This is a genomic window from Streptosporangium amethystogenes subsp. fukuiense, from assembly GCF_042665875.1.
Taxonomy (GTDB): Bacteria; Actinomycetota; Actinomycetes; order Streptosporangiales; family Streptosporangiaceae; genus Streptosporangium; species Streptosporangium fukuiense.
On the sequence record NZ_JBHTEE010000001.1, the window covers coordinates 2,725,037 to 2,747,316 of the forward strand.

Here is a 22,280-nt window from a genome sequence, read left to right on the forward strand (position 1 = left end):
CATGATCGGGCGACCGGCATGAAACCCGGTCGCCCGATCATGGAGTGACACGATGTCCGCCTACCTTCGTTTTCCGACGATCTTCGGCAACATGGTGGTCTTCGCCGCCGAGGACGACCTGTGGATGGTCACCGCCGGCGGCGGGCGGGCCTTCCGGCTGACCGCCGGGGTGGCCGAGGCGGGATACCCGCGCTTCTCCCCCGATGGCGACCGGCTCGCCTTCGTCGGCCGCGAGGAGGGGCCCGAGGAGGTCTACGTGATGCCCGCCGACGGAGGCGCGGCCCGGCGGGTGACCTACCACGGTGCCCGGTCCAGCGTCACCGGCTGGGATCCCGACGGCGGCATCGTCTACGCCAGCGACCAGGGCCAGCCCTTCGACGGCCGCAACCGGCTGCACCGGGTGGAACCGGATGGGATGCCCGAGCTCCTGCCGTACGGCCCGGCCAACACCATCTCCTACGGCCCGCGGATCGTGCTCGGCCGCAACACCGCCGACCCCGCCCGGTGGAAGCGCTACCGAGGCGGCACGGTGGGCGATCTGTGGATCGAGACCGGCGACGACGGGCGGTTCCGGCGGCTCACCGCGCTCCCCGGCAATCTCGCCTCGCCCTGCTGGGTGGGGGACCGGGTCTACTTCATCTCCGACCACGAGGGCGTGGGCAACGTCTACTCCTGCGACGCGAACGGCGGCGACCTGCGCAGGCACTCGGACCACGCCGACTACTACGCCCGCAACCTGTCCGGCGACGGCCACCGGCTGGTCTACCATGCCGGAGCCGAGCTCTACCTGGTGGAGGAGGGCGAGTCGCGCCCCATCGAGGTACGGCTGCGCAGCTCGCGCACCCAGCTCAACCGCCGCTTCGCCTCGGCCGAGAACTTCCTGGACAGCGCCACGCTCAGCCCCGACGGCAGTGGCCTGGCCATCACCACCCGGGGCAAGGCGTTCTCCTTCGCCGCCTGGGAGGGTCCGGTACGCCAGCACGGGGCGCTGTACGGGGTGCGTTACCGGCTGCTGAACTGGCTCAACGACGGTGAGCGACTGGTGGCTGCGGCCAGCGACGAGGGCGACCGCGAGGTGCTGGTGGTGCTCACCGCCGACGGCTCCGCCGACCCCGTCAGGCTCGACCACCTCGAGGTCGGCCGCGCCACCGCGCTGGAGGTCTCCCCCACGGCCGACCTGGTCGCGGTGGCCAACCACCGCAACGAGCTGATCCTGGTCGACCTCGCACCGAAGAGGTCCCCCAGGGCCGCCAAGAAGAGCAGGGGCCTGGCACAGGGCAGGACCGTCGACTCCAGCCGGTTCGGCGCGATCGAGGACCTGGCCTGGTCCCCCGACGGCCGCTGGCTGGCGTACGCCTGCCGGGACACCGCGCAGACGACGGCGGTGAAACTGTGCCGGGTCGAAACGGGCGAGGCGTTCTTCGCCACCCGGCCGGTGCTGGCGGACGTCCTGCCCGCCTTCGACCCGGGCGGCGACTATCTCTACTTCATCGGCAAACGCGTCTTCAATCCCGTCTACGACGAGCTCCACTTCGATCTGGGCTTCCCGCTGGGCTCCCGCCCCTACGCGATCGCGCTCCGCACCGACGTCACCTCTCCCTTCGTCCCCAAGCCCCGGCCTCTCACGGACGACGACGGCGACGATGACGAGAACGAGGACGACGAGGTGCCCGAGGTGGTCATCGATCTGGACGGCATCGAGAACCGGATCGTCGGCTTCCCCGTCCCCGAGGGCCGCTACGAGGGCATCGCCGGCATCAAGGGCAAGGCCGTCTACCTGACCTTTCCCGTCGAGGGCAGTCTCGGTGACGACTACGCCGACTCCTCCGAGGGCACCCTGCACGTCTACGACTTCGCCAAGCAGAAGCAGGAGACCATGGTCGGGGACGTGTCGGAGTTCCGGCTCGGCCGTGACCAGAGCACGTTGCTCTACCAGGCGGGCAGGCGGCTGCGGGTGGTCAAGGCGGGCGAGGAGCCCGAGAGCGACGAGACCCCGGGCCGGACGAGCGGATGGGTGGACCTGTCCCGGGTCAAGGTGTCCATCCGCCCCGAGGCCGAGTGGCGGCAGATGTTCAGGGAGGCCTGGCGGCTGCAGCGGGAGAACTTCTGGACCGAGGACATGGCCGGGCTCGACTGGGACGGCGTCTACCTGCGTTACCTGCCGCTGGTCGACCGGGTCACCACCCGGGGGGAGTTCTCCGACCTGCTGTGGGAGCTCCTCGGTGAGCTGGGCACCTCGCACGCCTACGAGAGCGGCGGCGCCTACCGGCCCCGGCCGCACTACCGGCAGGGCAAGCTGGGCGTCGACTGGGCCTTTGAGGACGGTGTCCACCGGATCGCGAGGATCGTCGGCGGTGACCGGTGGGACCCCGAGGCGACCTCGCCGCTCAACCGCCTCGGGGTGGACGTGCAGCCGGGTGACGTGGTGCTGGCCGTCAACGGCCAGCCCGTCGGCGGCGAAGTGAGCCCCGACGAGCTGCTGGTCAACCAGGCTGACCAGGAGGTCCAGCTCACCATCCGGCGCGGGGACGAGCGGCGGACCGTCACCGTCATGGCCATCGGCGACGAGCAGCCGGGCCGCTACCGCGACTGGGTGGAGGCCAACCGGGCCCGCTGCCACGAGCTCGGCGGCGGCCGGATCGGCTACCTGCACATCCCCGACATGGGCCCGGAGGGCTACGCCGAGTTCCACCGCGGCTTCCTGACCGAGTACGACCGCGAGGCGCTCGTGGTGGACGTCCGCTTCAACGGCGGCGGCCACGTGTCGGCGCTGCTGCTGGAGAAGCTGGCCCGGCGCCGCCTGGGTTACAACTTCCCCCGCTGGGGCGTACCAGAGCCCTACCCCGACGAGTCACCGCGCGGCCCGATGGTGGCGATCGCCAACGAGTGGGCGGGCTCCGACGGCGACATCTTCAGCCACACCTTCAAGCTGCTCGGCCTGGGCCCGCTGATCGGCAAGCGCACCTGGGGCGGGGTGATCGGCATCTGGCCCCGGCATCACCTGGCCGACGGGACGGTCACCACCCAGCCGGAGTTCTCCTTCGCCTTCGACGACGTGGGCTGGCGGGTGGAGAACTACGGCACCGACCCCGACATCGAGGTCGACATCACCCCGCAGGACTACGCGGCGGGCGTGGACACCCAGCTGGACCGGGCGATCGAGGTCGCCCTGGAGCGCCTGGTCCTGCAGCCGCCGCACACCCCCAACCCGGCGGCCCGCCCTCGGCTCGTGGTGCCACGCCTGCCACCCCGCCGGCGTTCCCGCTGACCGCGAGCCGGCCGCGTCACGAGCGTGCGGGATCCGCCGCGGCGGGCCGGGGAGGAATCAGGCGAGGTTCAGCTGCCAGGAGACGCCGAAGCGGTCGTTGGTCCAGCCGAAGAGCTTGCTGAAGCCGTAGGAGCCGAGCGGCATCAGTGGCTCGCCGTTCTCCAGCAGCGCCGCGTACAGGCGCTCGATCTCCGCCTCCGACTCGCACTGCACGTACAGCGAGACCGAGGGGGTGAAGGTGAAGGCGTGCTGCACGTTGCTGTCGATGGCCATGTACTCCTGGCCCGCCAGCGTGAACGTGGCGTGCTGCACGCTGCCCTCCGCGCCAGGCCCCTCGGGACCATAGCGGGCGATGGCGAGGATCTCCGCGTCGTCGAACAGCGACGTGTAGAACGTCATCGCTTCCTCCGCCGCTCCTTCGAACATCAGGAAAGTGGTTATTTTTTGTGACATCGGATGAACTCCCGTCAGGGTAGGTGGAAGTACGGATGTTCTCGGCCGCCAGGGCGGTCGGCTCGCCGGCGGTCCCGGCGGGCCGGTGCGCCTCGCCCGGGCGTGGCCGACGACGAGTATTTCAGTTTTAACTTATATAAGTCAAACTCGATATATAGATATGCGGCACGGAATCCTCGGCTCCACCCGGCCGGTTCGATCCGCAGGAGCCCCGGTCAGGGCGGGGTGGTGTCGGCGGAGGCGAGGAGGCGGGCGGCGAGGGCTCTGACCTCGTCGCGCAGTTCGGCGGGGGCGACGACGGTGAACGGCCAGCCGAGGCCGGCGAGCATCTGGGCCATCCCGTCCAGCCGCTCGGCCCTGGTGGTCAGCAGCACCCCGGCTGAGGTCTCGGCCAGGGTCGCCGTGGCGGCGGGAATCCGGGCCGCGGCCTCCTCCAGCGTGGCCTCCAGCAGCACCCTGACCTCGTGGCGGTAGGGCACCGCCGACAGCGATCCGACCACGTGCGCGACCGGGTCGAAGTCGTCCGGGCCCGGGAATCTCCGCTCGGTGCGCTCGGCGCCCGCCACCCGGTCCACCCGGAAGGTCCTGATCTCCCCGCTGCCGTGGTCGAGTCCCGCGACGTACCAGCGGCCGGAGTGGAAGACGATGCCGTACGGGTCCAGGTCGCGCGTCGAGGCGTCGCCACGCCAGGAGCGGTAGGCCAGCCGGACGGTGACCCGGCGGCGGGCGGCGTCGGCGAGGGCGAGCAGCGGGCCCGCCCTCGGGGCGGGTGCCCGCGTCGCGGCGCCGGTGTGGCCCAGCGTCTCCGAGATCGCGTCGACGCGCTCGCGCAGCGGCCCCGGGAGCACCCGCTGGATCTTGGCCAGGGCGCTCTCGGTGGCCGTCTCCCCCACCGCCAGCCCGGTCCGCCGCCCGGCCAGCAGCCCCAGCACCACCGCGGTGGCCTCGTCGTCGGTGAGCATCAGCGGCGGCAGCTTGTAGCCGGGCAGCAGCCGGTAGCCGCCGTGGCGGCCCCGCTCGGCCGAGACCGGCACGCCGAGCTCCGACAGCCGCACCACGTAGCGGCGCACCGTGCGCTCGTCCACCTCCAGCCTGGCGGCGAGATCGGGACCGGTCAGGCCGGGAGCGGCCTGCAGCAGCTCCAGCAGCGCGAGGACCCTCGCGGCGGTCATTCGAGATCTCCTCAAAAATCAGGACCGATACTGTCCGGGTTCGATCCTAGGGTGAGACCAGGCGAACGAAGGAGAGCTGAGATATGAGCACTTACCTGCTGGTTCCCGGTTTCTGGCTGGGCGCGTGGGCCTGGGAGAAGGTAACCCGGCCGCTGCGCGAGGCCGGGCACGAGGTCCACCCGGTCACGCTCACCGGGCTCGGCGACAGAGCGCATCTGGCGGGCCCCGGGGTCGATCTGGAGACCCACATCCAGGACATCGTGAACACCGTCGTCTTCGCGGACCTGAGCGAGGTGATCCTCGTCGCCCACAGCGGGGCCGGCGCGCCGGTCACCGGCGCGGCCGACCGGATTCCCGAGCGCGTCGCCCGGATCGTCTACCTCGACGGCGGTCCGCTGGCCGACGGCATGACCCAGTTGGACATCAACGAGCCCGAGTGGCGGGCGTTCATCGAGAAGCGGGTCGCCGAGCGGGGCGACGGGGTGGGTTACCCGCTCATCTCCTGGGAGGAGCAGGAGCAGGCCGGGGCCAGCCTGGAGGGGCTGGGCGAGGCCGAGCGCGAATGGTTCACCTCCCGCGCGACCCCCCAGCCGTACGGGACGATGACCCGGCCCCTGGTGCTCAAGGGCGGCGCGGACGCGCTGCCCAAGACGCTCATCGCGTGCTCGTTCCCGCTGGAGCAGGTGCACGCCATGATCGACGCCGGTCACCCGGCCTTCGCGGCGCTCGCCGGACCCGAGTGGAGCTTCGCGGCGGTGCCCACCGGCCACTGGCCGATGTTCTCCAGGCCGGAGGAGACCGCGGCCGCGCTCGCCGCGCTGGCGGTCTGAGACGAAAGCCCGACCGGGCGGGGGGAACGGGAAAGGGCAGGCGAGGCTGAGAGCGGCCGGCCTGCCCCGCCCGATGCCCCCACCACAGGGTCCACCGGGGCCTCCACGCTGTGATTCCGGTGACGGGCCGGGAACTCCGCGAGCACCGAGGGGTGACATTTGTCCCGGGCAGCCCTGGATCGATGGATCTACCTGGGATCCTGCGCCCTCCGTAGCGTCTTTCGCATGACGAATAACGCGGTGTCACTCAATAACGTGACCAAACGTTTCGGGGCGGTACGCGCCGTGGACGACCTCAGCCTCGACATCCCCGCCGGGCAGACCGTCGCCCTGCTCGGTCCCAACGGCGCGGGCAAGTCGACCGGTATCCGGTTGCTGCTCGGGCTGCTGGCCGCCGACTCCGGGACGGTACGCGTGTTCGGGGGCGCCCCGGAGACCGCGATCCGGAGCGGACGGCTGGCGGCGATGCCTCAGGAGGGCGGCCTGGTCTCCCGGACCACGGTCGGTGAGCTGCTCGGCTTCGTCTCCGGGACCTACCGGGCGCCGCTCCCGCTACGGGAGGTGATGGCCGTCGCGGGGCTGGAGGAGCTGGCCGGCCGCAGGGTGGAGCGGCTCTCCGGCGGCCAGGCGCAGCGCCTCCGCTTCGCGCTGGCGCTGGCCGGGGACCCGGAGCTGATCCTGCTGGACGAGCCGACCGCGGCGCTGGACGTCCGGGCCAGGCGGGAGTTCTGGGAGAGCATGCGTGCCTTCGCCGCGCGCGGCAGGACCGTGCTGTTCTCCACCCACTACCTGGAGGAGGCCGACGAGTACGCCGACCGGGTGGTGGTGATCGACAGAGGCCGGATCGTGGCCGACGGCACCAGCCGGGAGATCAAGCGCCTGGTCTCGCTGACCACGGTCAGCGTCACCGTCTCCGCCCCGGAGACGGCCTGGCTGGAACTCCTTCCCGGGGTCACCTCCGTCGAGAGCCGTGGGGAGCGCGCTCACCTGCGCACCCGCGACGCCGACGCCACCGTGCTGGCGCTGGCCGAGGCGGGAGCCGTACGAGACCTTGAGGTGGTCCCCGCCGCGCTCGAGGACGCCTTCATCGCACTGACGGGAGCGGACGCCTGATGCTCGGCTACATCCGCCTGGAGATCGCCAGAGCCCGCCGCGACCCGGGATACGTGATCATGGGTTTCACCATGCCCGTGGTGATGTACCTGCTCTTCACCAACCTCGGCGTGGCGGGTGACGACCACGGCTGGGCCGTCCTGCACGTGATGGTCAGCATGGCCGCCTTCGGCGCGATCGGCTCGGCCTTCAACAACGGCGCCGGCATCGCCGAGGACAGGACCGCGGGCTGGCTGCGGCAGCTGCGCATCACTCCCCTGGCGCCGGTACAGGTGATCGCCGGCAAGGCGGGCACCGGGATGCTCGTGGTACTGCCCGCGATCGCCGGGGTGTGCCTGTCGGCGGCGCTGCTCAACGGGGTACGGCTGGAGATCTGGCAGTGGGCCTCGATCGTGCTGCTGCTCTGGGCGGGTTCCCTGCCCTTCACCCTGCTCGGCCTGGCCATCGGCTACCGGTTCAGCGGCCAGACCGCCGCCGTGCTCAACATCGCGGCCAACCTGGCGCTGGCGATCGTCGGAGGTCTGTGGCTGCCCGCCGAGACCTTCCCCTCCTGGCTGAAGGCGCTCGCGGAGTGGACGCCGAGTTTCGCCTACGCCGACCTGGCGCGGAAGATCGCCTTCGGTCAGGCGCCCGGGGCCGGCGTGGCACTGATCCTGACCGGCTGGCTGGTCGCCTTCGGCGTCCTGGCGGTGTACGGCTACCGCCGGGCCGGGCGCGTGGTGTGAATCGCGCGGGCCGCGTGATAGGAGTGGCCGGATGAGCGGGAAGCCGGAGGGACCGGGGGTCACCGGGCGGGAGGGGCCGAAGAGGCCGAAGAGGGCGAGACCGGAACGGCCGGGAGCGGCCGGACGGAAGTGGTCGGGGAGGTTGAGAAGGCAGGGGCCCGGGGAGCTCGCCTTCTATCCGTGGCTGCTGATCGCCTACCCCCCGATCAGCGACCTCGTGGAAGGACACGTGCGGCCGGCGCTGCCGGCCGCGCTGGGCGTCGTCGGCTTCGCCGTCCTGTACGTGCTCTGCATCCGGCTGTCCTTCCGTGGCCGGCGACGAGCGGCGGCCGTGGCCCTGGCCGGGCTGCTGGTGGTGATCTTCCTGCTGCTGACGGGGCCGGCGCAGAACTGGTTCTACCTCGCACCGCTGATGACGATCGCCTGCGGGGTCGTGCTGCGCGGCAGGTCCGTCTACCTCCTCCTGACCGTCCTGACTCTCGCACTGACCGCGGTGATGTGGCATTCGGGAGCCGGCTGGGCGAGTATCTCCCTGGCCACCTGGGGAACGGCCACCGGCGGCCTGGTGGTCAGCGTCGTCCTGAAGCTCTTCTCCGTGATCACCGAGCTCCAGGAGACCCGTGAGGAGCTGGCCCGGGTCGCGGTGGCCGAGGAGCGGCTGCGGTTCTCCCGCGACCTGCACGACCTGCTCGGGCACACCCTGTCGGTGATGGTGGTCAAGGCGGAGGCCGTACGGCGGCTGGCCCCCCGCGACGCGGAGGCGGCGGCTCGGCAGGCGGCCGACATCGAGGCGGTCGGCCGGAAGGCGCTGACCGAGGTGCGGGCCGCGGTCAGCGGTTACCGGGGGCGCGGGCTGGCCGCCGAGCTGGCCTCGGCGCGCACGGTGCTGGCCGACGCGGGCATCGCCGCCACGGTCACCGTCTCCGAGGACCGCCCCGCGCCGGAGGCGGACGCCCTGCTGGGCTGGGCCGTGCGGGAGGGTGTGACCAATGTCGTCCGCCACAGCGCCGCCCGCACCTGCGAGATCACTCTGGAGGGCACGGTGCTGGAGATCCGCGACGACGGCCGGGGGGCCGGCCCGGGGGCCCTGGGCAACGGCCTGCGCGGCCTGACCGAGCGGGTCGTCGCGCTCGGCGGAACGCTGGAGGCCGGCGGAGGCGACGGCTTCGTGCTGAGGGTGACGCTCCCGTGATCGGCGCTCTTCCGCCGGGGAGGAGCCTTTCGAGATCGCTGGTTTTCCGCCGAGGAGGAACGCTTTCATGATCAGGGTGCTGCTGGCCGAGGACCAGGGCATGATGCGCAGCGCGCTGGCCCTGCTTCTCGGCCTGGAGGACGACATCGAGGTCGTCGCCACGGTCGCCGGGGGCGACGAGGTCGTGGCCGCCGCGCTGGACACACGTCCCGACATCGCCCTGCTGGACGTCGAGATGCCGGGGATCAGCGGCCTGGAAGCCGCGGCCGGCCTCCGGGACCGGCTGCCCGGCTGCCGGGTGCTGATCCTGACCACCTTCGGCAGGCCCGGCTACCTGCGCCGGGCGATGGAGGCGGGCGCCGCCGGATTCCTCGTCAAGGACGGCCCCGTCGAGGATCTCGCCGCGGCGATCCGCCGGGTCCTGGCGGGCGAGAAGGTGATCGATCCCGCGCTGGCCGCCGCCGCGCTGAGCGCCGGCGCCAGCCCGCTGACCGATCGCGAGCGGGACGTACTGGCCGCGGGGGCGGACGGCGCGACGATCGCCGACATCTCTCGGCGGCTGCACCTGTCGGAGAGCACCGTCCGCAACTACCTGTCCGCCGCGATCGGCAAGACCGGCACCCGTAACCGCATCGAGGCCGCCCGCACCGCCCGGCACAACGGCTGGCTCTGAGGACCGGCCGGTCCGGGCCGCCGGTTCAGGGGGCGAGGACGGGCACCGGTTCCTCTTCCGCGAGCCAGTCGCGCATCGCGCCGTAGGTCTTCTCCGCGATCAGCCGCTGACCCGCGGCGTTGGGGTGGAAGAAGTCCCACTTGCTGATGTGGCTCAGCGTGAACGCCTGCCTGAACACCTCGTTGCCGTCGAACCGGCAGTTCGGGCCGTACGCCGCGCAGACCCTGGCGAGTGCGGCGTTGAAACCGATCACCCGGTCGCGCACCCGGTCGCGGCGGGCCTGGTCGGCCGCCGACGTCGAGGTGGGGCGCGCCAGCATGGTGGGACAGATCCGGCCCACCTCCCAGAACCCGCGTGCCACCAGGTTGTTCCTACCGGTCTGCCAGAGCCGGCTGATGTCGGGGATGCTCGCCACGAACACCCGGGCGTCGGGCCTGCCCGCCCGCAGCAGGGCCAGCGCCCCGGCCACCCGGCTCTCGTAGACGGCCACGGGGGTCATCAGCCGCTCCTCGGACACGCAGACGTCCTGGGCGCCGATCAGGAGCGTCACGTAGTCGGCGCGGTGGCCGACCGCCTGCGTCACCTGCCCGGCCAGGTCGGCGCTGGTGGAGCCGGGGACGGCGAGGTTCACATTGTGCCCGGCGAGTGCCACGTCCAGGGCGCGTAGCCTCAGGTAGTGGCTCCTGACATCGCGGTGCTCGCCGGTCGACCAGGAACGCGAGGCGCAGGTGACGTACCACCCGCAGGCGTTGAACCCCGCGCTGATGGAGTCTCCGAGCGCCGCCATGACCACCGGCCGCCAGGGTTGCCCCACCGCTGTCGCCCCGGCCGGAACGGCTTGGGCGACCGTCAGGGCGGCCAGCCCTGTGAGTGCTGTCACAGTCCTGCGAAGCATGACACCTCCGCTGAGAGATCGCGTCTGCTTCGGATGTATCACCGCAGGCCAGGACGGCAGGTTCCGTTGACCGAGTGCCTTGGTTTTCTTGACACCGCGTGGCGGCCGTGCTGACGGGGGAACCGCCGTCGAACATGTTCAGTTTCCGGCATAGAGTGGCGGAGGTGAGTGTAGCGCTCGGATCAACCCGTCCTCTCGTGGTGCGAACCACCTCCGTCGACGACCCCGGTGACCTGTTCGCACGACTGCCGGAGACCGCGCCCTATGCCTGGGTCAGGCGCGGAGAGGGCCTCGTGGCCTGGGGCGAGGCCCTGCGTCTGGAGGTGCCGCCCGGCCCCCGGCGTTTCGACTGGGCTCGTGACCGGCTGTCGGACCTCTTCGGCGAGGCGGATGTCGCCGACGACGTGACGACCCCCGGTTCGGGCCCCGTCGCCTTCGGCTCGTTCACCTTCGACCCGGAGTCACGCGGGTCGGTCCTTCTCGTCCCCCGGACCGTCCTCGCCCGCCGCGACGGCCGCGCCTGGCTGACCACCGTCGGTGAGCAGCGGCTCGACGCCGTCACCCCGCTCCGCGACCCCGGCAGGATCCGGTACGGCGACGGCAGCCTGAGCGCGCCGGAGTGGGAGCACGCCGTGGCCCGCGCCGTCCGGCGGATCAGGTCGGGCCGGTTGGAGAAGACGGTGCTCGCCCGCGACCTGACCGCCGTCGCCGAGCGGGCGATCGACGTCCGCCTGCTGCTGGCCCGCCTGTCGGGCCGCTACCCGGAGTGCTACACCTTCTCCTGCGCCGGGCTGGTCGGCGCCACCCCCGAGCTGCTGGTCCGGCGTACCGGGGAGACCGTCGAGTCCCTGGTGCTGGCCGGCACGATCGCGCGGGGCAGCGACCGGGCGGACGACATGGCACGCGGCGCCGCCCTGTTCTCCTCGGAGAAGGACCGCTACGAGCATGCCTGCGCGGTCGCGTCGGTACGGGAGGCGCTCGACCCGCTCTGCGCCGAACTGAAGATCCCCGAGGAGCCCGAACTCCTGGTGCTCCCCAACGTCCAGCATCTGGCCAGCCCGGTGACCGGGCGGCTGTCGGCGGGGATCTCGGTCCTGGACGTGGTGGCGGCCATGCACCCGACCGCCGCCGTCGGCGGCACCCCGACCGGGGCCGCGCTCGGCGTCATCCGCGAGCTTGAGGGCATGGACCGCGCCGGATACGCCGGTCCGGTCGGTTGGATCGACGCGCGGGGGGACGGCGAGTGGGGGATCGCGCTGCGTTGCGCCCAGATCGAGGGCCCCCGGGCCAGGCTGTTCGCCGGGTGCGGCATCATGGGCGACTCCGATCCCGCGTCCGAGCTCGCCGAGGCCCAGGCCAAGCTCCGGGTGATGCAGTACGCCTTGGAGGGCTGACCAGGGCGATCACCCCTGAACGGGTAATTCCCACCCGGCTGGTCGACGGCAGCCAGATGGGCGTACCCTCACAAGGGCAACACATCGGACATTTCCGGCAAGAAAACAACACTTTCTGCTACTCGCTGTTCTCTCGTCGCCGCACGGCCGGCTCGCTCGCCGGGGAGAGGAAGACCATGGCGTTACTGACCACCGACCGCCTCACGGTACGCGACTGGAGTCCCGAGGACGCCCGCGACGCTCTGGCCATCTACGGCACACCGGAGGTCACCCGGTGGCTGTCTCCGGCGATGAACCAGCTCGACGGTGAGGGGGCCATGCGGGCCACGCTGGAGGCGTGGGAACGCAACCGTGAAACCCTGACACCCCCGCTCGGCCGCTGGGCGATCGTCCGCAACTCCGACCAGCGGATCATCGGTGGCCTCTCCCTGAGGTACCTGCCGCCCGACGAGGAGGACATCGAGATCGGCTGGCAGCTCGCCCCCGACTTCTGGGGGCACGGCTACGCCACCGAGGCCGGCCGCGCCCTGGCCGGATGGGCCTTCTCCATCGGTGCCCACGAACTCGTCGCGGTCGTGCGGGTGAACAACGAGCGCGGCGCCGGCACGGCCAGGCGCATCGGCATGCAGTGGGTCGGCGAGACGGACAAGTACTACGAGACGCGCCTCAACGTCTACCGGCTCTGGCCCAGCGACCTCACCTCGGCCCAGGAGGACGAGCTCCGGCTCTGAGCGGCGGGTGTACCGGGGCGGCCGCCGTATCCTCGATCTTCGACCGGCCGGGATCCGGCGTCGGAGGCCGAGATAGCGCAGCACGGCCAGAACACGGCGGCTGTGGCCGGCGACATGCAGCAGCCCGCCCACCTGGCGCTACAGGCGCTACAGGACAGGGGGGCGACGCTGGAACTTGATGTGGAGGATGTCGGGCCGGAACGTCGCCACGGCGTACACCGCGGTGTGCCCCCTGACCGTATAGATCGTCTGCCAGGTGCGGACCACCAGCGTCGAGGAATCGACGTCCAACAACTCGGAAGTCCTCTCGTCCGGCACCAGTGGCTCCAGGTAGGCGTCGGCATGACTCAGGGGTATACCGAGTTGCTGCGCGAAGTACGCCTGGATGTCATCGCCCACCCCCCGGGGGTCGATGGAGACTCCGTCGAGCAAGGTGGGCAGGAACTCGTGGACCCACACCACGGGGATCTCGTCGGCGAAGTAGAGCCGGTCGGTCTTCCAGACCTCGCTTTTTCGCGGGACATGCAGGGCGGTGGCGACATCGTCGTCCGCCGGCACCTTCCCGTGGGGCTGCTCGACGATGCGGCACACACGTCCGGCGGCGGTGAGCAGCGTCTCGACGGACACCAGGTCCGAGAGCGTGTACTCGATCTGCTCGGGCCGCTTCGCCATGAAGGTGCCTATGCCCCACCGGCGAACCACGAGCCCACGGACACGTAACTCCTCCAACGCCTCGCGGAGCGTGTTGCGTGAAACCCCGAGCTCGGAGGCGAGGGTCACCTCGGGGGGCAGCTTGGAGTCGGCGGGGAACCGTTCGAGCAGTTCCCGCACGAGGGCGCTCCGCTGAGTGCGCTGCACTGATCGCGTCGCAGGTTGTGATGGCATCAGGCCCACCCTTCCTTGCTTCCGGTCACACCACTACCGCCCATTCGACAGCACCGATTCTGCCGGAATGAATATTGACGAGGTAGAAGGTCCAACCTATCCTGATGGCCTTATCAGCGGCAACTTGGCGCCACCGCTCATCGGAGGCGTCGGACATGCCGGCCGGATAGGAGTTGAGCGGCGATGAACAGATCGACCGAGCGTGAAAAATCAGACACATTACCTAACACCGGTAGCCGCGAGGCACTCGCCCTTGACCGGGTCACCGTCTCCTTCACCGTCGGCGGTGACAGGATCGTCGCTCTTGACGACGTGAGTTTCGGGGTCGGGCACGGCGGGTTCCTATCGGTACTCGGCCCTTCCGGCTGCGGCAAGTCCACCACACTCCGCCTCATCGCCGACCTGCTGCGTCCCGAGGAGGGAGAGCTGAACGTCCTGGGCGACAGCCCAGGCACCGCCCGAGCGCACCGGCGCGTTGGCTTCGTGTTCCAGGACGCCACCCTGCTGCCCTGGCGGCGGGTCATCGACAACGTGCTCCTACCGACCCAGGTCGGGCCGTCGCGCGTGCGCGGCAAGCTCGGCATGTCGCCGGACGAGGCTCTCGCCGTGGTCGGGCTCACCTCCTTCGCTCAGGCCTACCCGTCCCAGCTCTCGGGAGGAATGCGGCAGCGGGTCGCCATCGCGCGGGCGCTGGTGACCAAGCCCGACATTCTCCTGATGGACGAGCCGTTCGGCGCCCTGGACGAGCTGACCCGCGACCGGCTGAATGTCCAGCTTCTGGACATCTGGCAGGCCAGCAAGACGACGATCGTCTTCGTCACGCACTCGATCCCGGAGGCCGTGTTCCTCGGGCAGCGCGTGATCCTCATGTCCTCCAGACCGGGTCGCGTCAGGGCGACGGTGGAGGTGCCTCTGCCGTACCCCCGCGAGTTGTCCTTGCGAGACAGCCCCCAGTTCACCGGCATCGTCGCCCAGTTGCGGCGCCTGCTCACCGAGGAGGAACTGTGACCGTCCAGGCGGGCACTCGTGAGCACGGCCGCCTCCAGGAAAAAAGGAGGTCGAAGAAGCGGTCACCGATCGCGCGGACTCTCGTACCGGCCATGGGCTTCGTCCTGTTTGTCGCGCTGTGGGAAGCCGTGGTTCGGGCCTTTGCCGTGCCCGTCTACCTGGTGCCGGCCCCCTCGAAGGTCTTTACCGCTTTTGTCGACAACTGGGAACTCATCTACTCCAACACCGGTCAGACCGCGCAGGAGGCCTTCCTGGGCTTCGCGATCGGAAACGCCGCGGCCATCGCGCTGGCCGTCGTCTTCGTGATGAGCCCGTTCCTCGAACGACTCACCTTTCCCATCGTGGTCGGCCTGCGCACGGTCCCGATCATCGCCATCGCGCCGATCCTCATCATCATCTTCGGCAACGACGCCACACCCAAGATTGTGATCGCGGCGTTGATCTCGTTCTTTCCGACGCTGGTCAACGCGATCGTCGGCTTCAAGAACGTCGATCCCAAAATGCTGGAGCTCATGGCGATCCTCTCGGCGCGGCCGTGGGAGACGTTCCTGCGGGTGAGGGTGTTCAGCGCCCTTCCCTTCATCTTCTCCGCACTGAAGATCGCAACAGGGAACTGCGTGCTCGGCGCCGTGGTGGGTGAGTGGATCGGCGCGGACAGGGGGCTCGGCTACCTGATCATCCAGTCGACGTTCGACTTCAACACGACACTGCTGTACGCGACGATGTTGGTCGTCTCGATACTCGCGATAATCGCCTTCGGGCTCGTCGCCGTCGCCGAGAAGCTGATCGTGCGCTGGGAGCAGGAGCCGGCGCGATGACCTTCGAGGAAGAGTTCCGCGGCGTCATCGGCACCTCCGTCACCGAGTCCACGCCGTGGTGGCCCGAGACCCCCAGCCACTCGAACCGGCCCAACATCGTGGTGATCGTCCTCGACGACACCGGATTCGCGGACCTCGGCTGTTACGGATCGGAGATCAGGACGCCCAACATCGACCGGCTCGCCTCCGACGGCCTGCGCTTCAGGAACTTCCACACCACGCCACTGTGCTCCCCGACCCGGGCGGCCCTCCTCACCGGCCGGAATTCACACAACGTCGGTATGCGGTTCCTGTCCGAGGTGGACACCGGATTTCCCAACTGCCGTGGCCAGATCTCCGCCACCTGCGGCACGCTCGCCCAGATCCTTGACACGAACGGTTACGCGACCATGGCGGTCGGCAAGTGGCACCTCGCGCCGCTGACGGAGACCTCGCACGCCGGCCCCTTCCACAACTGGCCGTTGGGCCGGGGATTCCAGCGTTTCTACGGCTTCATGGGCGGGGTGACCGACCACTACACGCCGGAGCTCGTCCGGGACAACACACGGATACGCCGGGACTTCGGCGACGACTACCACCTGTCCGAAGACCTGACCGACGAAGCCGTACTCTTCGTACGCGAACAGACCTCACTGGCTGCCGACCGGCCATTCTTCCTCTATCTGGCCTTCGGCGCGACCCACGCGCCGTTTCAGGTGCCGGTGCACCTGGTGGAGAAGTACGACGAGGTCTTCGCGCACGGCTGGGACCGGATTCGCCTGGAACGCCTCCAGCGGCAGATCGAGCTTGGGATCGTTCCACAGGGGACGGAGCTGTCAGAGCGGCCCCAGGACATACCGGCCTGGCACGACCTCGACGACCGGCAGCGCCGCGTCGCCACCCGGCTGCAGGCGACCTACGCGGCCTTCCTCGAGCACACCGACACACAGATCGGGCGGCTGCTCGACGCACTGGGCGGATGCGGTGTTCTCGACGACACGATGATCGTGCTGTTGAGCGACAACGGTGCCAGTCACGAGGGCGGGAGCGGCGCCATGCAGGTGCTCGCCCCGTACAACGGCCTGTCGGAGGAGCTGTCCGAGTCGGAGCGCTTCCTTGAGGCGGCCGGAGGCAGGACGACCGCCCCGCACTACCCGGCAGGCTGGGCCATGGCGAGCAACACCCCCTTCCGGCGTTACAAGCAGTACGTGGACGGCGGTGGTGTCAACACGCCGCTGCTGGTCCGCTATCCCCACAGGATCGGAGACGCCGGGGCGGTGCGGACGCAGTTCGTGCACGCCATCGACATCACCCCGACGATCCTCGACGTCGTCGGCATCGACCCGCCGAGGTCGATCGCCGGTGTGCCGCAACGTCCGATGGACGGGCGGAGCGTCGCCCCCGCGCTCGACAACCCGGACGTCCCCGCAGGCCGCCGAACCCAGGCATTCGAGATGTTCGGTCACCGGGCGCTGGTGCACGAGCGATGGAAGATCGTCGCCGAGCACGTTACGGGTGAGGACTACGCCCAGGACCGGTGGCGCCTGTACGACCTCCATACCGACGTCTCGGAACACCACGACCTCGCCGCCCGGCAGCCTCGTCTCGTCGAGCAACTGGCCGCGCTCTGGTGGCGGGAGGCCGAGGCCAACGGCATCCTCCCGCTGGACGACCGTCCCATGCGCGACATGCTCAACGGCGGCCACGTCGCCCCCGCCTACCGGCGCACCCGGTGGACCCTGTACCCGCCGACCTACGTTCCCTTCGGCCTCGCCCCCAACCTGGCGAGGCGTGCCTGGAGCTGCCGGGCGGACCTGCTGGCCGGGGAGGGCGACGGGACGGTGTTCGCCCAGGGCAGCGCGCTCACCGGGCACGGGCTCGGCATCATCGACGGGATCTTGGTCTACGAGTACAACGCGCTCGGCCACCGCACCCGTGTCAGTGCCGGGATGCCCGTTCCCACCGTCCCGGCGCGAGTGGAGATCTCGTTTCGCCCCGCGCGGGAGCGGGGCGGCAGCGTCCGGCTGCTCATCGACGATGTGACCGTCGGCGAGGGACGTATCCCCCTGACGCTCGACAACGTCTCGTTCCTCGGCCTGGCCGTTGGGCGTGACAGCGCCTCGCCGGTACTCAGTGCTGGGGTGCTGGGGCGTCTGCTGCGACTGGACCTCAGACTGCTTGAGGAGCGTCCCACATGACCGGGCCCGCTGCCGCCGAGGGAATGGTCTGGATTCCCGGCGGCAGAACCATCGTGGGGTGTGACACCGCGTATCCGGAGGAAGCCCCCGCGCGCGAGGTGCTCGTGGCCGGCTTCTGGATGGACCCCTGCCCGGTGACGAACCGGCGGTTCGCCGAGTTCGTCGAGGCGACAGGTCATGTCACCGACGCGGAACGTCCGCTGGACGCGAGCGTGTACCGCGACCTGCCTCCTGACCTGCGAGCCCCCTCCTCTCTGCTGTTCACTCCCGGTGACCATCCAGTCGACCTGAACGACGCCTCGCAGTGGTGGCAGGTCGTACCGGGCGTCACCTGGTATCACCCCTCAGGGCCGGGCAGTGACATCGCCGGTGTGGAGGACCATCCGGTGGTCCACGTCACGATCGAGGACGCCCGCGCCTACGCGCGCTGGCGAGGAGCCGAGCTCGCCGGCGAGGACGAGTGGGAGCACGCCGCGCGCGGAGGTCTGCACCAGGCGCGCTACGAGTGGGGCGACGAGTTCACCCCCGGCGGGAAGTATCGGGCGAACACCTGGCAGGGCCGGTTCCCCTGGGAGAACCTCGCCGCGGACGGCTGGGTGGGGACCTCCCCCGTCGGCTCCTACCCGGCCAACCGGTACGGCCTCCACGACATGACGGGAAACGTGTGGGAGTGGACCACCAGCTGGTGGACCGCCACCCGCCGGTCAGCGAAGGCCCCGTCACCCTGCTGCGGCCCCCCGCGAGTTCCGGACGACGCGTGGGATCCCACGATGCCACAAGCCCGTATTCCACGCTTCGTCACCAAGGGCGGCTCGCACCTGTGCGCCCCCGACTACTGCCGACGCTACCGACCGGCAGCTCGCAGCCCCCAGGCCGCCGACACGTCGAGCTCACATCTCGGCTTTCGGTGCATTCTCCGTACGGCCTCTCCTTTCTTGAGAACACCCCCAGAGGACACCCATGCCGAACAATGATCTCTCCCGGCGCTCCATGCTCAAGACAGCGCTCGCAGGCGTCGCCGGACTAAGCTCAGCCACTCTGCTCGCGGGTTGCGGGCAGGACCGTCGCGACGCGGTCACACGGAACACCACCGTGCCCGGCACGAAGAATCTCTCCCTGCAGCTCGCCTGGCTCGCCAACGTCCAGTCGGCCGGCGAGATCGCGGCCGACAAACTCGGGTACTTCAAGGAGGTCGGGCTGACGGTGGCCACCCGGCCAGGTGGCCCGAACGCCAATCCGATCCCGCTGGTGGCGGGGGGAAACTCCCTGGTCGGAATCACCTACGCGCCCGCGCTGATGTTGGCGCGCAGTCAAGACATCCCCGTCCGCTGTTTCGGCGCCGCGATGCAGAAGGCGCCGCTGGCCTACTTCTCCCTGAAGAGCAGCGGCATCACCAGCGTGAGTCAGTACAAGGGCAAGAAGATCGGGGTGCAGGTCGGTGGAGAGCCCCTGCTCTCCGCGCTGCTCCGCAAGAACGGCCTGGACCTGTCGGACGTCGAACTGGTCAAGGTCGGCGCGGACACGACCCCGCTCATCACGGGGCAGGTAGACCTCTTCGCCGCCTGGGTGCTCAACCTCCAGCAACTGGCCCCCGCCAAGGAGAAGGGCCTCAACCACCAGACCCTGTGGGACAACGGCGTGCGCATCCAGTCCAACTACTACATCGCCACGGAGGAAACCCTCACCAACCGCCGAGACGAACTGGTCGCCTTCCTCGAAGCGGTCTCCAAGGGATGGGCCTACGCGATCGACAACCCACAGCAGGCGGTCGACATGGTGGCCGAGACCGCTCCCGGGCTTCAGAAGAAGCACGAGCTTGAGGAGATCAAGACCCTTCTTCCCGGCTTCCTGTACGGACCCCAGACCCAGCAGCACGGATGGGGGTGGATGGACAAGGCGCTCTGGGAGAGCGCGCTCAGCGAGTACCAACAGCTCGGTGTCCTGAAGAAGCCGGTCAGCGTCGACGAGATCGCGACCTGGGAGGTACTCAACGGCGCTACGGGGCGTGTACGGCGCTAGGAGGCGTGGTCGACTCCATCGGTGAAATTCCGAGGTACCCTCATCCGGCTTCGATGGCGGGCCTGCGACGGCATGGAGGTCCACACCACGCCAGGACAGCTCATCCGTGGTCGGCTGCTGCTCAACACCACGCCCTGACGAGCGGGAGCGAGCACGCACTCAAGGGCGGACACCTCACCGCGCCCGAAAGGCCCGCCCATAGCTGTTCTCCCCTAATCATCGATCGGATCGGAGCATGAAGTGAGCATGTCTGATTTACCCGGCAAGCACATCGTGCTGTTCATCTGCGACCAGATGCAGTACATGAGACAGGGCCGTGTCGATCCGCTGGCCCGGACGCCCAACCTCGACGCGCTCGCCGACGAAGGCGTTTTCTTCGACCGGTTCTACTGCTCGAACCCACAATGTTCACCGTCTCGCATGTCCCTGCAGACAGGCCTCCACCCCCACGAGGCCGGCGTGATGGTGATCTATGGCTTCGGTGGCCATACCGGCCACCTTGGCCCCCGGCACCGCACCATCGCGCAGGTCCTCAAGGAACACGGTTACCGGACCGCCTACTTCGGTAAGAGCCACTTCGGGTACCCGCTTGAGAAGCTCGGCTACGAGAAGGGGATCGAACGCGGTGGCGGAGGTTCCCTGGCGGTCGTGGACGAGGAGATCACTCGCGACGCCACGAACTTCCTGGCGAGCTACGACGCGACGGAACCGCTCTTCCTAGTGATATCCCTCCATCAGCCGCATCCCCCCTTCGAGTCCGTCGAGCCATACATCCGGTCGTTCGACCCGGAACAGATGCCGATTCCCCCCTCCTTTGCCGACGACCTGACCGGCAGGCCCGAGTTCCAGAGAAAAAGAAGAGAGTCGCCCGGAGGAGGCGTCACCAGGCAACAGTTGCGTCTTGAAATGACGCAGTACTACTCAATGATCACCAAAGTAGACGAACTCTTTGGCAGAGTCCGCCACGCACTCGAGGGCCGCGGTCTTTGGAACGATTCGGTTATCGCGTTCACATCAGATCACGGCGACATGATGGGCGGCCACGGCTTGCGGCTGAAAGGCACATTCCCGTACGAAGAACTCTTCCGTGTTCCTCTGATCATCAAGGCGCCCGGTGTCGCGGGCGGTGCCCGCACGGCGAGCCTCGGAGTGAACGTGAGCCTGCCCCGAACTCTGATGGAACTCGCCGGGGTGGAAGTACCCGACGACTGGCCGAACCGCTCGGTCACCGATGTGGTGCTCCGGCAGGCAGAAGGTCCTGAGCAGGTCTTCATGGAGCACTACGGCGCCTACTGGGGGTGGCACCCGTTCCGGATGATCGTGACTCGTTCCTACAAGTACGTCTACTACTACGGCCCCGACGAACCCGCCGAGGAGTTGTACGACCTTCAGCATGATCCCCACGAGGAGCGCAACCTCGCCGCCGACACAACATACGAGGACCTGAAGCATCGACTCAAAGCCAAGCTTGAGTCGTGGTGGCGCACTACGGAGGGCAGGACGTTCACGTACTACGAATCAGATGAGTTCAAGCGTATCGACGCCGCGACCTTGGTCGACGACAACGAGCTTTGGGCCTTCACGTGAACCGTGTCCACCGTGGTGTCGGCCGCGCGCTCGGGTTCCTTGGCGTGCGGCCGGGTTCGGCGGTTGCTCGTCTTGATTTCGGCGGCGGCCTCCGCGGCGACGGGGGCCGCCGCGGAGAGCGCTTGGCGCTCGGAGTCGGAGCGTGCGGCAGGGGCGGCGGCTTCAGGGCTCCCAGCACCTGCTGAGCCTGATCGTGGGCCTGACGGAAAAGCTCATCGAGCAGTTCGGACGAGCGCCCCGATCAACATGGCCGGCGAGACCAGGCGCTGCTGCACGCCGTCGCGCAGGTCGCGCTCGATGCGCCTGCGCTCCTGATCGGCCGCCGCCACGATGCCCGTCCATGTCCCGGCCGGTTCGGTGCGGTCCGGCCCCGGCCGAGAGGGCCCCGAGCGCGAGGCCTGCCGACATCCGGCAGGCCCTGTTCGGCGGTTTCACGGATCAGGCGTGGTGCTTTCCCTTGCGCCTGTCGGACAGCCTGACGACCACGAAGACCAGCACGGCGAGGATCACGATGCCCAGCACGGCCTTCGAGACGATCCCCATGTAGTCCTCGACCAGCGACCAGTTCTCTCCCAGCAGGAACCCCGCCATCACGAACGCCGTGTTCCAGATGAGGCTGCCCAGGGTGGTGAGCAGGGTGAAGATGAGGATCGGCATCCGCTCGACCCCCGCCGGGATCGAGATGAGGCTCCGGAAGATGGGGATCATCCGGCCGAAGAAGACGGTCTTCCTGCCGTGCTTGGCGAACCACGCCTCGGTCTTCTCAATGTCGGAGACGCTGACCAGCGGCAGCTTGGAGGCGATGAACACCACGCGTTCGCGGCCCAGCACGGCCCCGACCCCGTACAGCGCCAGCGCGCCGATCACCGATCCCAGGGTCGTCCAGAGCACGGCGTCGAACAGCCCCATGTTCCCCTTGCTCGCGGTGAACCCGGCCAGCGGCAGGATCACCTCGCTGGGCAGCGGCGGGAACAGGTTCTCAAGTGCGATCGCCAGCCCCGCCCCTGGCGCACCCAGGGTTTCCATAAGGTTGATCGCCCATCCGGCGACTCCGTCGAGATTCGGTGAACTCATAGGGACAAGGCTACGGAGAGTTGGGTAGGGCGTGGATGAGGAATGCGCCCGTTCCCGCCTCGTGCACGCCACAGGGTTCGGCTGCGGAAAACCACAGGTGCCTGGAACCCCATTGCGGCGATCACTAAATCTCCGGGGTTCTCGCACGTCAGGGTGGGTGTCGGCCGACCAGGCGAGTGCGGCGGGCAGCGGCCGTCACGGCCCGGGAAAGGGCGGGCGCACCCGCCCTCCGGCGGGTCTCGCCACACCCAACTGTGACCTATCCC

The 22,280-nt window shown here is 69.3% G+C and carries 20 protein-coding genes; 14 read left to right on the plus strand and 6 right to left on the minus strand.

The window, feature by feature from the left end:
* Nucleotides 1-52 precede the first annotated feature (52 nt).
* On the plus strand, nt 53-3,268 hold the full coding sequence (locus tag ACFQVD_RS11795; protein ID WP_343980582.1) for a S41 family peptidase: 3,216 nt from the start codon (nt 53-55) through the stop codon (nt 3,266-3,268).
* Nucleotides 3,269-3,325: 57 nt separating this feature from the next.
* Here ACFQVD_RS11795 and ACFQVD_RS11800 read toward each other — a convergent pair whose 3' ends face one another.
* Nucleotides 3,326-3,721 carry a VOC family protein gene (locus tag ACFQVD_RS11800; RefSeq protein ID WP_343980579.1) on the minus strand — a complete coding sequence of 132 codons (396 nt, stop codon included), beginning with the start codon at nt 3,719-3,721 and terminating at the stop codon, nt 3,326-3,328.
* A gap of 215 nt (nt 3,722-3,936) precedes the next feature.
* The gene (locus ACFQVD_RS11805; protein WP_364155065.1) at nt 3,937-4,893 is read right to left on the minus strand and encodes a helix-turn-helix transcriptional regulator; all 957 of its coding nucleotides are present in this window, start codon (nt 4,891-4,893) and stop codon (nt 3,937-3,939) included.
* Between the two features lie 83 nt (nt 4,894-4,976).
* On the opposite strand from ACFQVD_RS11805, the gene ACFQVD_RS11810 reads away from it, so the two are divergent.
* The 5 genes from ACFQVD_RS11810 (at nt 4,977) to ACFQVD_RS11830 (ending at nt 9,426) form a co-directional block, all read left to right on the plus strand.
* Nucleotides 4,977-5,723 (plus strand): alpha/beta fold hydrolase, encoded by a 747-nt coding sequence (locus tag ACFQVD_RS11810; protein ID WP_343980572.1) that lies wholly within the window; start codon nt 4,977-4,979, stop codon nt 5,721-5,723.
* Between the two features lie 255 nt (nt 5,724-5,978).
* Nucleotides 5,979-6,836, plus strand: a complete 858-nt coding sequence (locus tag ACFQVD_RS11815) for an ABC transporter ATP-binding protein (protein ID WP_343980569.1) — start codon at nt 5,979-5,981, stop codon at nt 6,834-6,836.
* Nucleotides 6,836-7,561 (plus strand): ABC transporter permease, encoded by a 726-nt coding sequence (locus ACFQVD_RS11820; protein WP_343980566.1) that lies wholly within the window; start codon nt 6,836-6,838, stop codon nt 7,559-7,561. The genes ACFQVD_RS11815 and ACFQVD_RS11820 overlap by 1 nt, the downstream gene beginning before the upstream one ends.
* Nucleotides 7,562-7,703: 142 nt before the next feature.
* A complete protein-coding gene (locus ACFQVD_RS11825; RefSeq protein WP_343980562.1) occupies nt 7,704-8,753 on the plus strand; it encodes a sensor histidine kinase in 1,050 nt (349 codons plus the stop codon).
* A 67-nt stretch (nt 8,754-8,820) separates the two neighbouring features.
* Nucleotides 8,821-9,426 carry a response regulator transcription factor gene (locus ACFQVD_RS11830; RefSeq protein WP_343980559.1) on the plus strand — a complete coding sequence of 202 codons (606 nt, stop codon included), beginning with the start codon at nt 8,821-8,823 and terminating at the stop codon, nt 9,424-9,426.
* Nucleotides 9,427-9,451: 25 nt separating this feature from the next.
* Here the strand turns inward: ACFQVD_RS11830 and ACFQVD_RS11835 are convergent, their stop codons facing one another.
* A complete protein-coding gene (locus ACFQVD_RS11835) occupies nt 9,452-10,306 on the minus strand; it encodes an SGNH/GDSL hydrolase family protein (protein ID WP_343980556.1) in 855 nt (284 codons plus the stop codon).
* A 179-nt stretch (nt 10,307-10,485) separates the two neighbouring features.
* Here ACFQVD_RS11835 and ACFQVD_RS11840 point away from each other — a divergent pair, with 179 nt between their 5' ends.
* A complete protein-coding gene (locus tag ACFQVD_RS11840; RefSeq protein ID WP_343980554.1) occupies nt 10,486-11,715 on the plus strand; it encodes an isochorismate synthase in 1,230 nt (409 codons plus the stop codon).
* A gap of 176 nt (nt 11,716-11,891) precedes the next feature.
* Nucleotides 11,892-12,446 (plus strand): GNAT family N-acetyltransferase, encoded by a 555-nt coding sequence (locus tag ACFQVD_RS11845; RefSeq protein WP_343980551.1) that lies wholly within the window; start codon nt 11,892-11,894, stop codon nt 12,444-12,446.
* Nucleotides 12,447-12,593: 147 nt separating this feature from the next.
* Here ACFQVD_RS11845 and ACFQVD_RS11850 read toward each other — a convergent pair whose 3' ends face one another.
* Nucleotides 12,594-13,304, minus strand: coding sequence for a GntR family transcriptional regulator (locus ACFQVD_RS11850; protein WP_386368485.1), 711 nt, complete (start codon nt 13,302-13,304; stop codon nt 12,594-12,596).
* Nucleotides 13,305-13,514: 210 nt separating this feature from the next.
* Between ACFQVD_RS11850 and ACFQVD_RS11855 the strand changes: the two genes are divergently transcribed.
* The 6 genes from ACFQVD_RS11855 (at nt 13,515) to ACFQVD_RS11880 (ending at nt 20,940) form a co-directional block, all read left to right on the plus strand.
* Nucleotides 13,515-14,339, plus strand: a complete 825-nt coding sequence (locus ACFQVD_RS11855) for an ABC transporter ATP-binding protein (protein WP_343980545.1) — start codon at nt 13,515-13,517, stop codon at nt 14,337-14,339.
* Nucleotides 14,340-14,431: 92 nt separating this feature from the next.
* Entirely contained in the window at nt 14,432-15,157 is a 726-nt protein-coding gene (locus tag ACFQVD_RS11860; protein ID WP_343980542.1) for an ABC transporter permease, read from the plus strand.
* Nucleotides 15,154-17,334, plus strand: coding sequence for an arylsulfatase (locus tag ACFQVD_RS11865; protein WP_343980539.1), 2,181 nt, complete (start codon nt 15,154-15,156; stop codon nt 17,332-17,334). The genes ACFQVD_RS11860 and ACFQVD_RS11865 overlap by 4 nt, the downstream gene beginning before the upstream one ends.
* Entirely contained in the window at nt 17,331-18,308 is a 978-nt protein-coding gene (locus tag ACFQVD_RS11870) for a formylglycine-generating enzyme family protein (RefSeq protein ID WP_343980536.1), read from the plus strand. The genes ACFQVD_RS11865 and ACFQVD_RS11870 overlap by 4 nt, the downstream gene beginning before the upstream one ends.
* A gap of 118 nt (nt 18,309-18,426) precedes the next feature.
* Nucleotides 18,427-19,353, plus strand: coding sequence for an ABC transporter substrate-binding protein (locus tag ACFQVD_RS11875; protein WP_343980533.1), 927 nt, complete (start codon nt 18,427-18,429; stop codon nt 19,351-19,353).
* 246 nt (nt 19,354-19,599) lie between these two features.
* A complete protein-coding gene (locus tag ACFQVD_RS11880; RefSeq protein ID WP_343980530.1) occupies nt 19,600-20,940 on the plus strand; it encodes a sulfatase family protein in 1,341 nt (446 codons plus the stop codon).
* Between the two features lie 212 nt (nt 20,941-21,152).
* On the opposite strand, the gene ACFQVD_RS11885 is transcribed toward ACFQVD_RS11880, so the two are convergent.
* Together ACFQVD_RS11885 and ACFQVD_RS11890 are read right to left on the minus strand one after the other, a co-directional pair.
* Nucleotides 21,153-21,269 carry a histidine kinase gene (locus ACFQVD_RS11885; protein ID WP_343980527.1) on the minus strand — a complete coding sequence of 39 codons (117 nt, stop codon included), beginning with the start codon at nt 21,267-21,269 and terminating at the stop codon, nt 21,153-21,155.
* Between the two features lie 109 nt (nt 21,270-21,378).
* Nucleotides 21,379-22,014, minus strand: coding sequence for a DedA family protein (locus ACFQVD_RS11890; RefSeq protein ID WP_343980524.1), 636 nt, complete (start codon nt 22,012-22,014; stop codon nt 21,379-21,381).
* Nucleotides 22,015-22,280 lie beyond the last annotated feature (266 nt).

Excerpts from the sequence above, each read along its gene's own strand:
- ACFQVD_RS11845 (WP_343980551.1), top strand. The coding sequence starts at position 11,892 with ATGGCGTTACTGACCACCGACCGCCTCACGGTACGCGACTGGAGTCCC.
- ACFQVD_RS11880 (WP_343980530.1), top strand. The coding sequence starts at position 19,600 with ATGTCTGATTTACCCGGCAAGCACATCGTGCTGTTCATCTGCGACCAG.
- ACFQVD_RS11855 (WP_343980545.1), top strand. The coding sequence starts at position 13,515 with ATGAACAGATCGACCGAGCGTGAAAAATCAGACACATTACCTAACACC.
- ACFQVD_RS11890 (WP_343980524.1), bottom strand. The coding sequence starts at position 22,014 with ATGAGTTCACCGAATCTCGACGGAGTCGCCGGATGGGCGATCAACCTT.
- ACFQVD_RS11870 (WP_343980536.1), top strand. The coding sequence starts at position 17,331 with ATGACCGGGCCCGCTGCCGCCGAGGGAATGGTCTGGATTCCCGGCGGC.
- ACFQVD_RS11860 (WP_343980542.1), top strand. The coding sequence starts at position 14,432 with ATGGGCTTCGTCCTGTTTGTCGCGCTGTGGGAAGCCGTGGTTCGGGCC.
- ACFQVD_RS11805 (WP_364155065.1), bottom strand. The coding sequence starts at position 4,893 with ATGACCGCCGCGAGGGTCCTCGCGCTGCTGGAGCTGCTGCAGGCCGCT.
- ACFQVD_RS11865 (WP_343980539.1), top strand. The coding sequence starts at position 15,154 with ATGACCTTCGAGGAAGAGTTCCGCGGCGTCATCGGCACCTCCGTCACC.
- ACFQVD_RS11820 (WP_343980566.1), top strand. The coding sequence starts at position 6,836 with ATGCTCGGCTACATCCGCCTGGAGATCGCCAGAGCCCGCCGCGACCCG.
- ACFQVD_RS11800 (WP_343980579.1), bottom strand. The coding sequence starts at position 3,721 with ATGTCACAAAAAATAACCACTTTCCTGATGTTCGAAGGAGCGGCGGAG.
- ACFQVD_RS11830 (WP_343980559.1), top strand. The coding sequence starts at position 8,821 with ATGATCAGGGTGCTGCTGGCCGAGGACCAGGGCATGATGCGCAGCGCG.
- ACFQVD_RS11795 (WP_343980582.1), top strand. The coding sequence starts at position 53 with ATGTCCGCCTACCTTCGTTTTCCGACGATCTTCGGCAACATGGTGGTC.
- ACFQVD_RS11810 (WP_343980572.1), top strand. The coding sequence starts at position 4,977 with ATGAGCACTTACCTGCTGGTTCCCGGTTTCTGGCTGGGCGCGTGGGCC.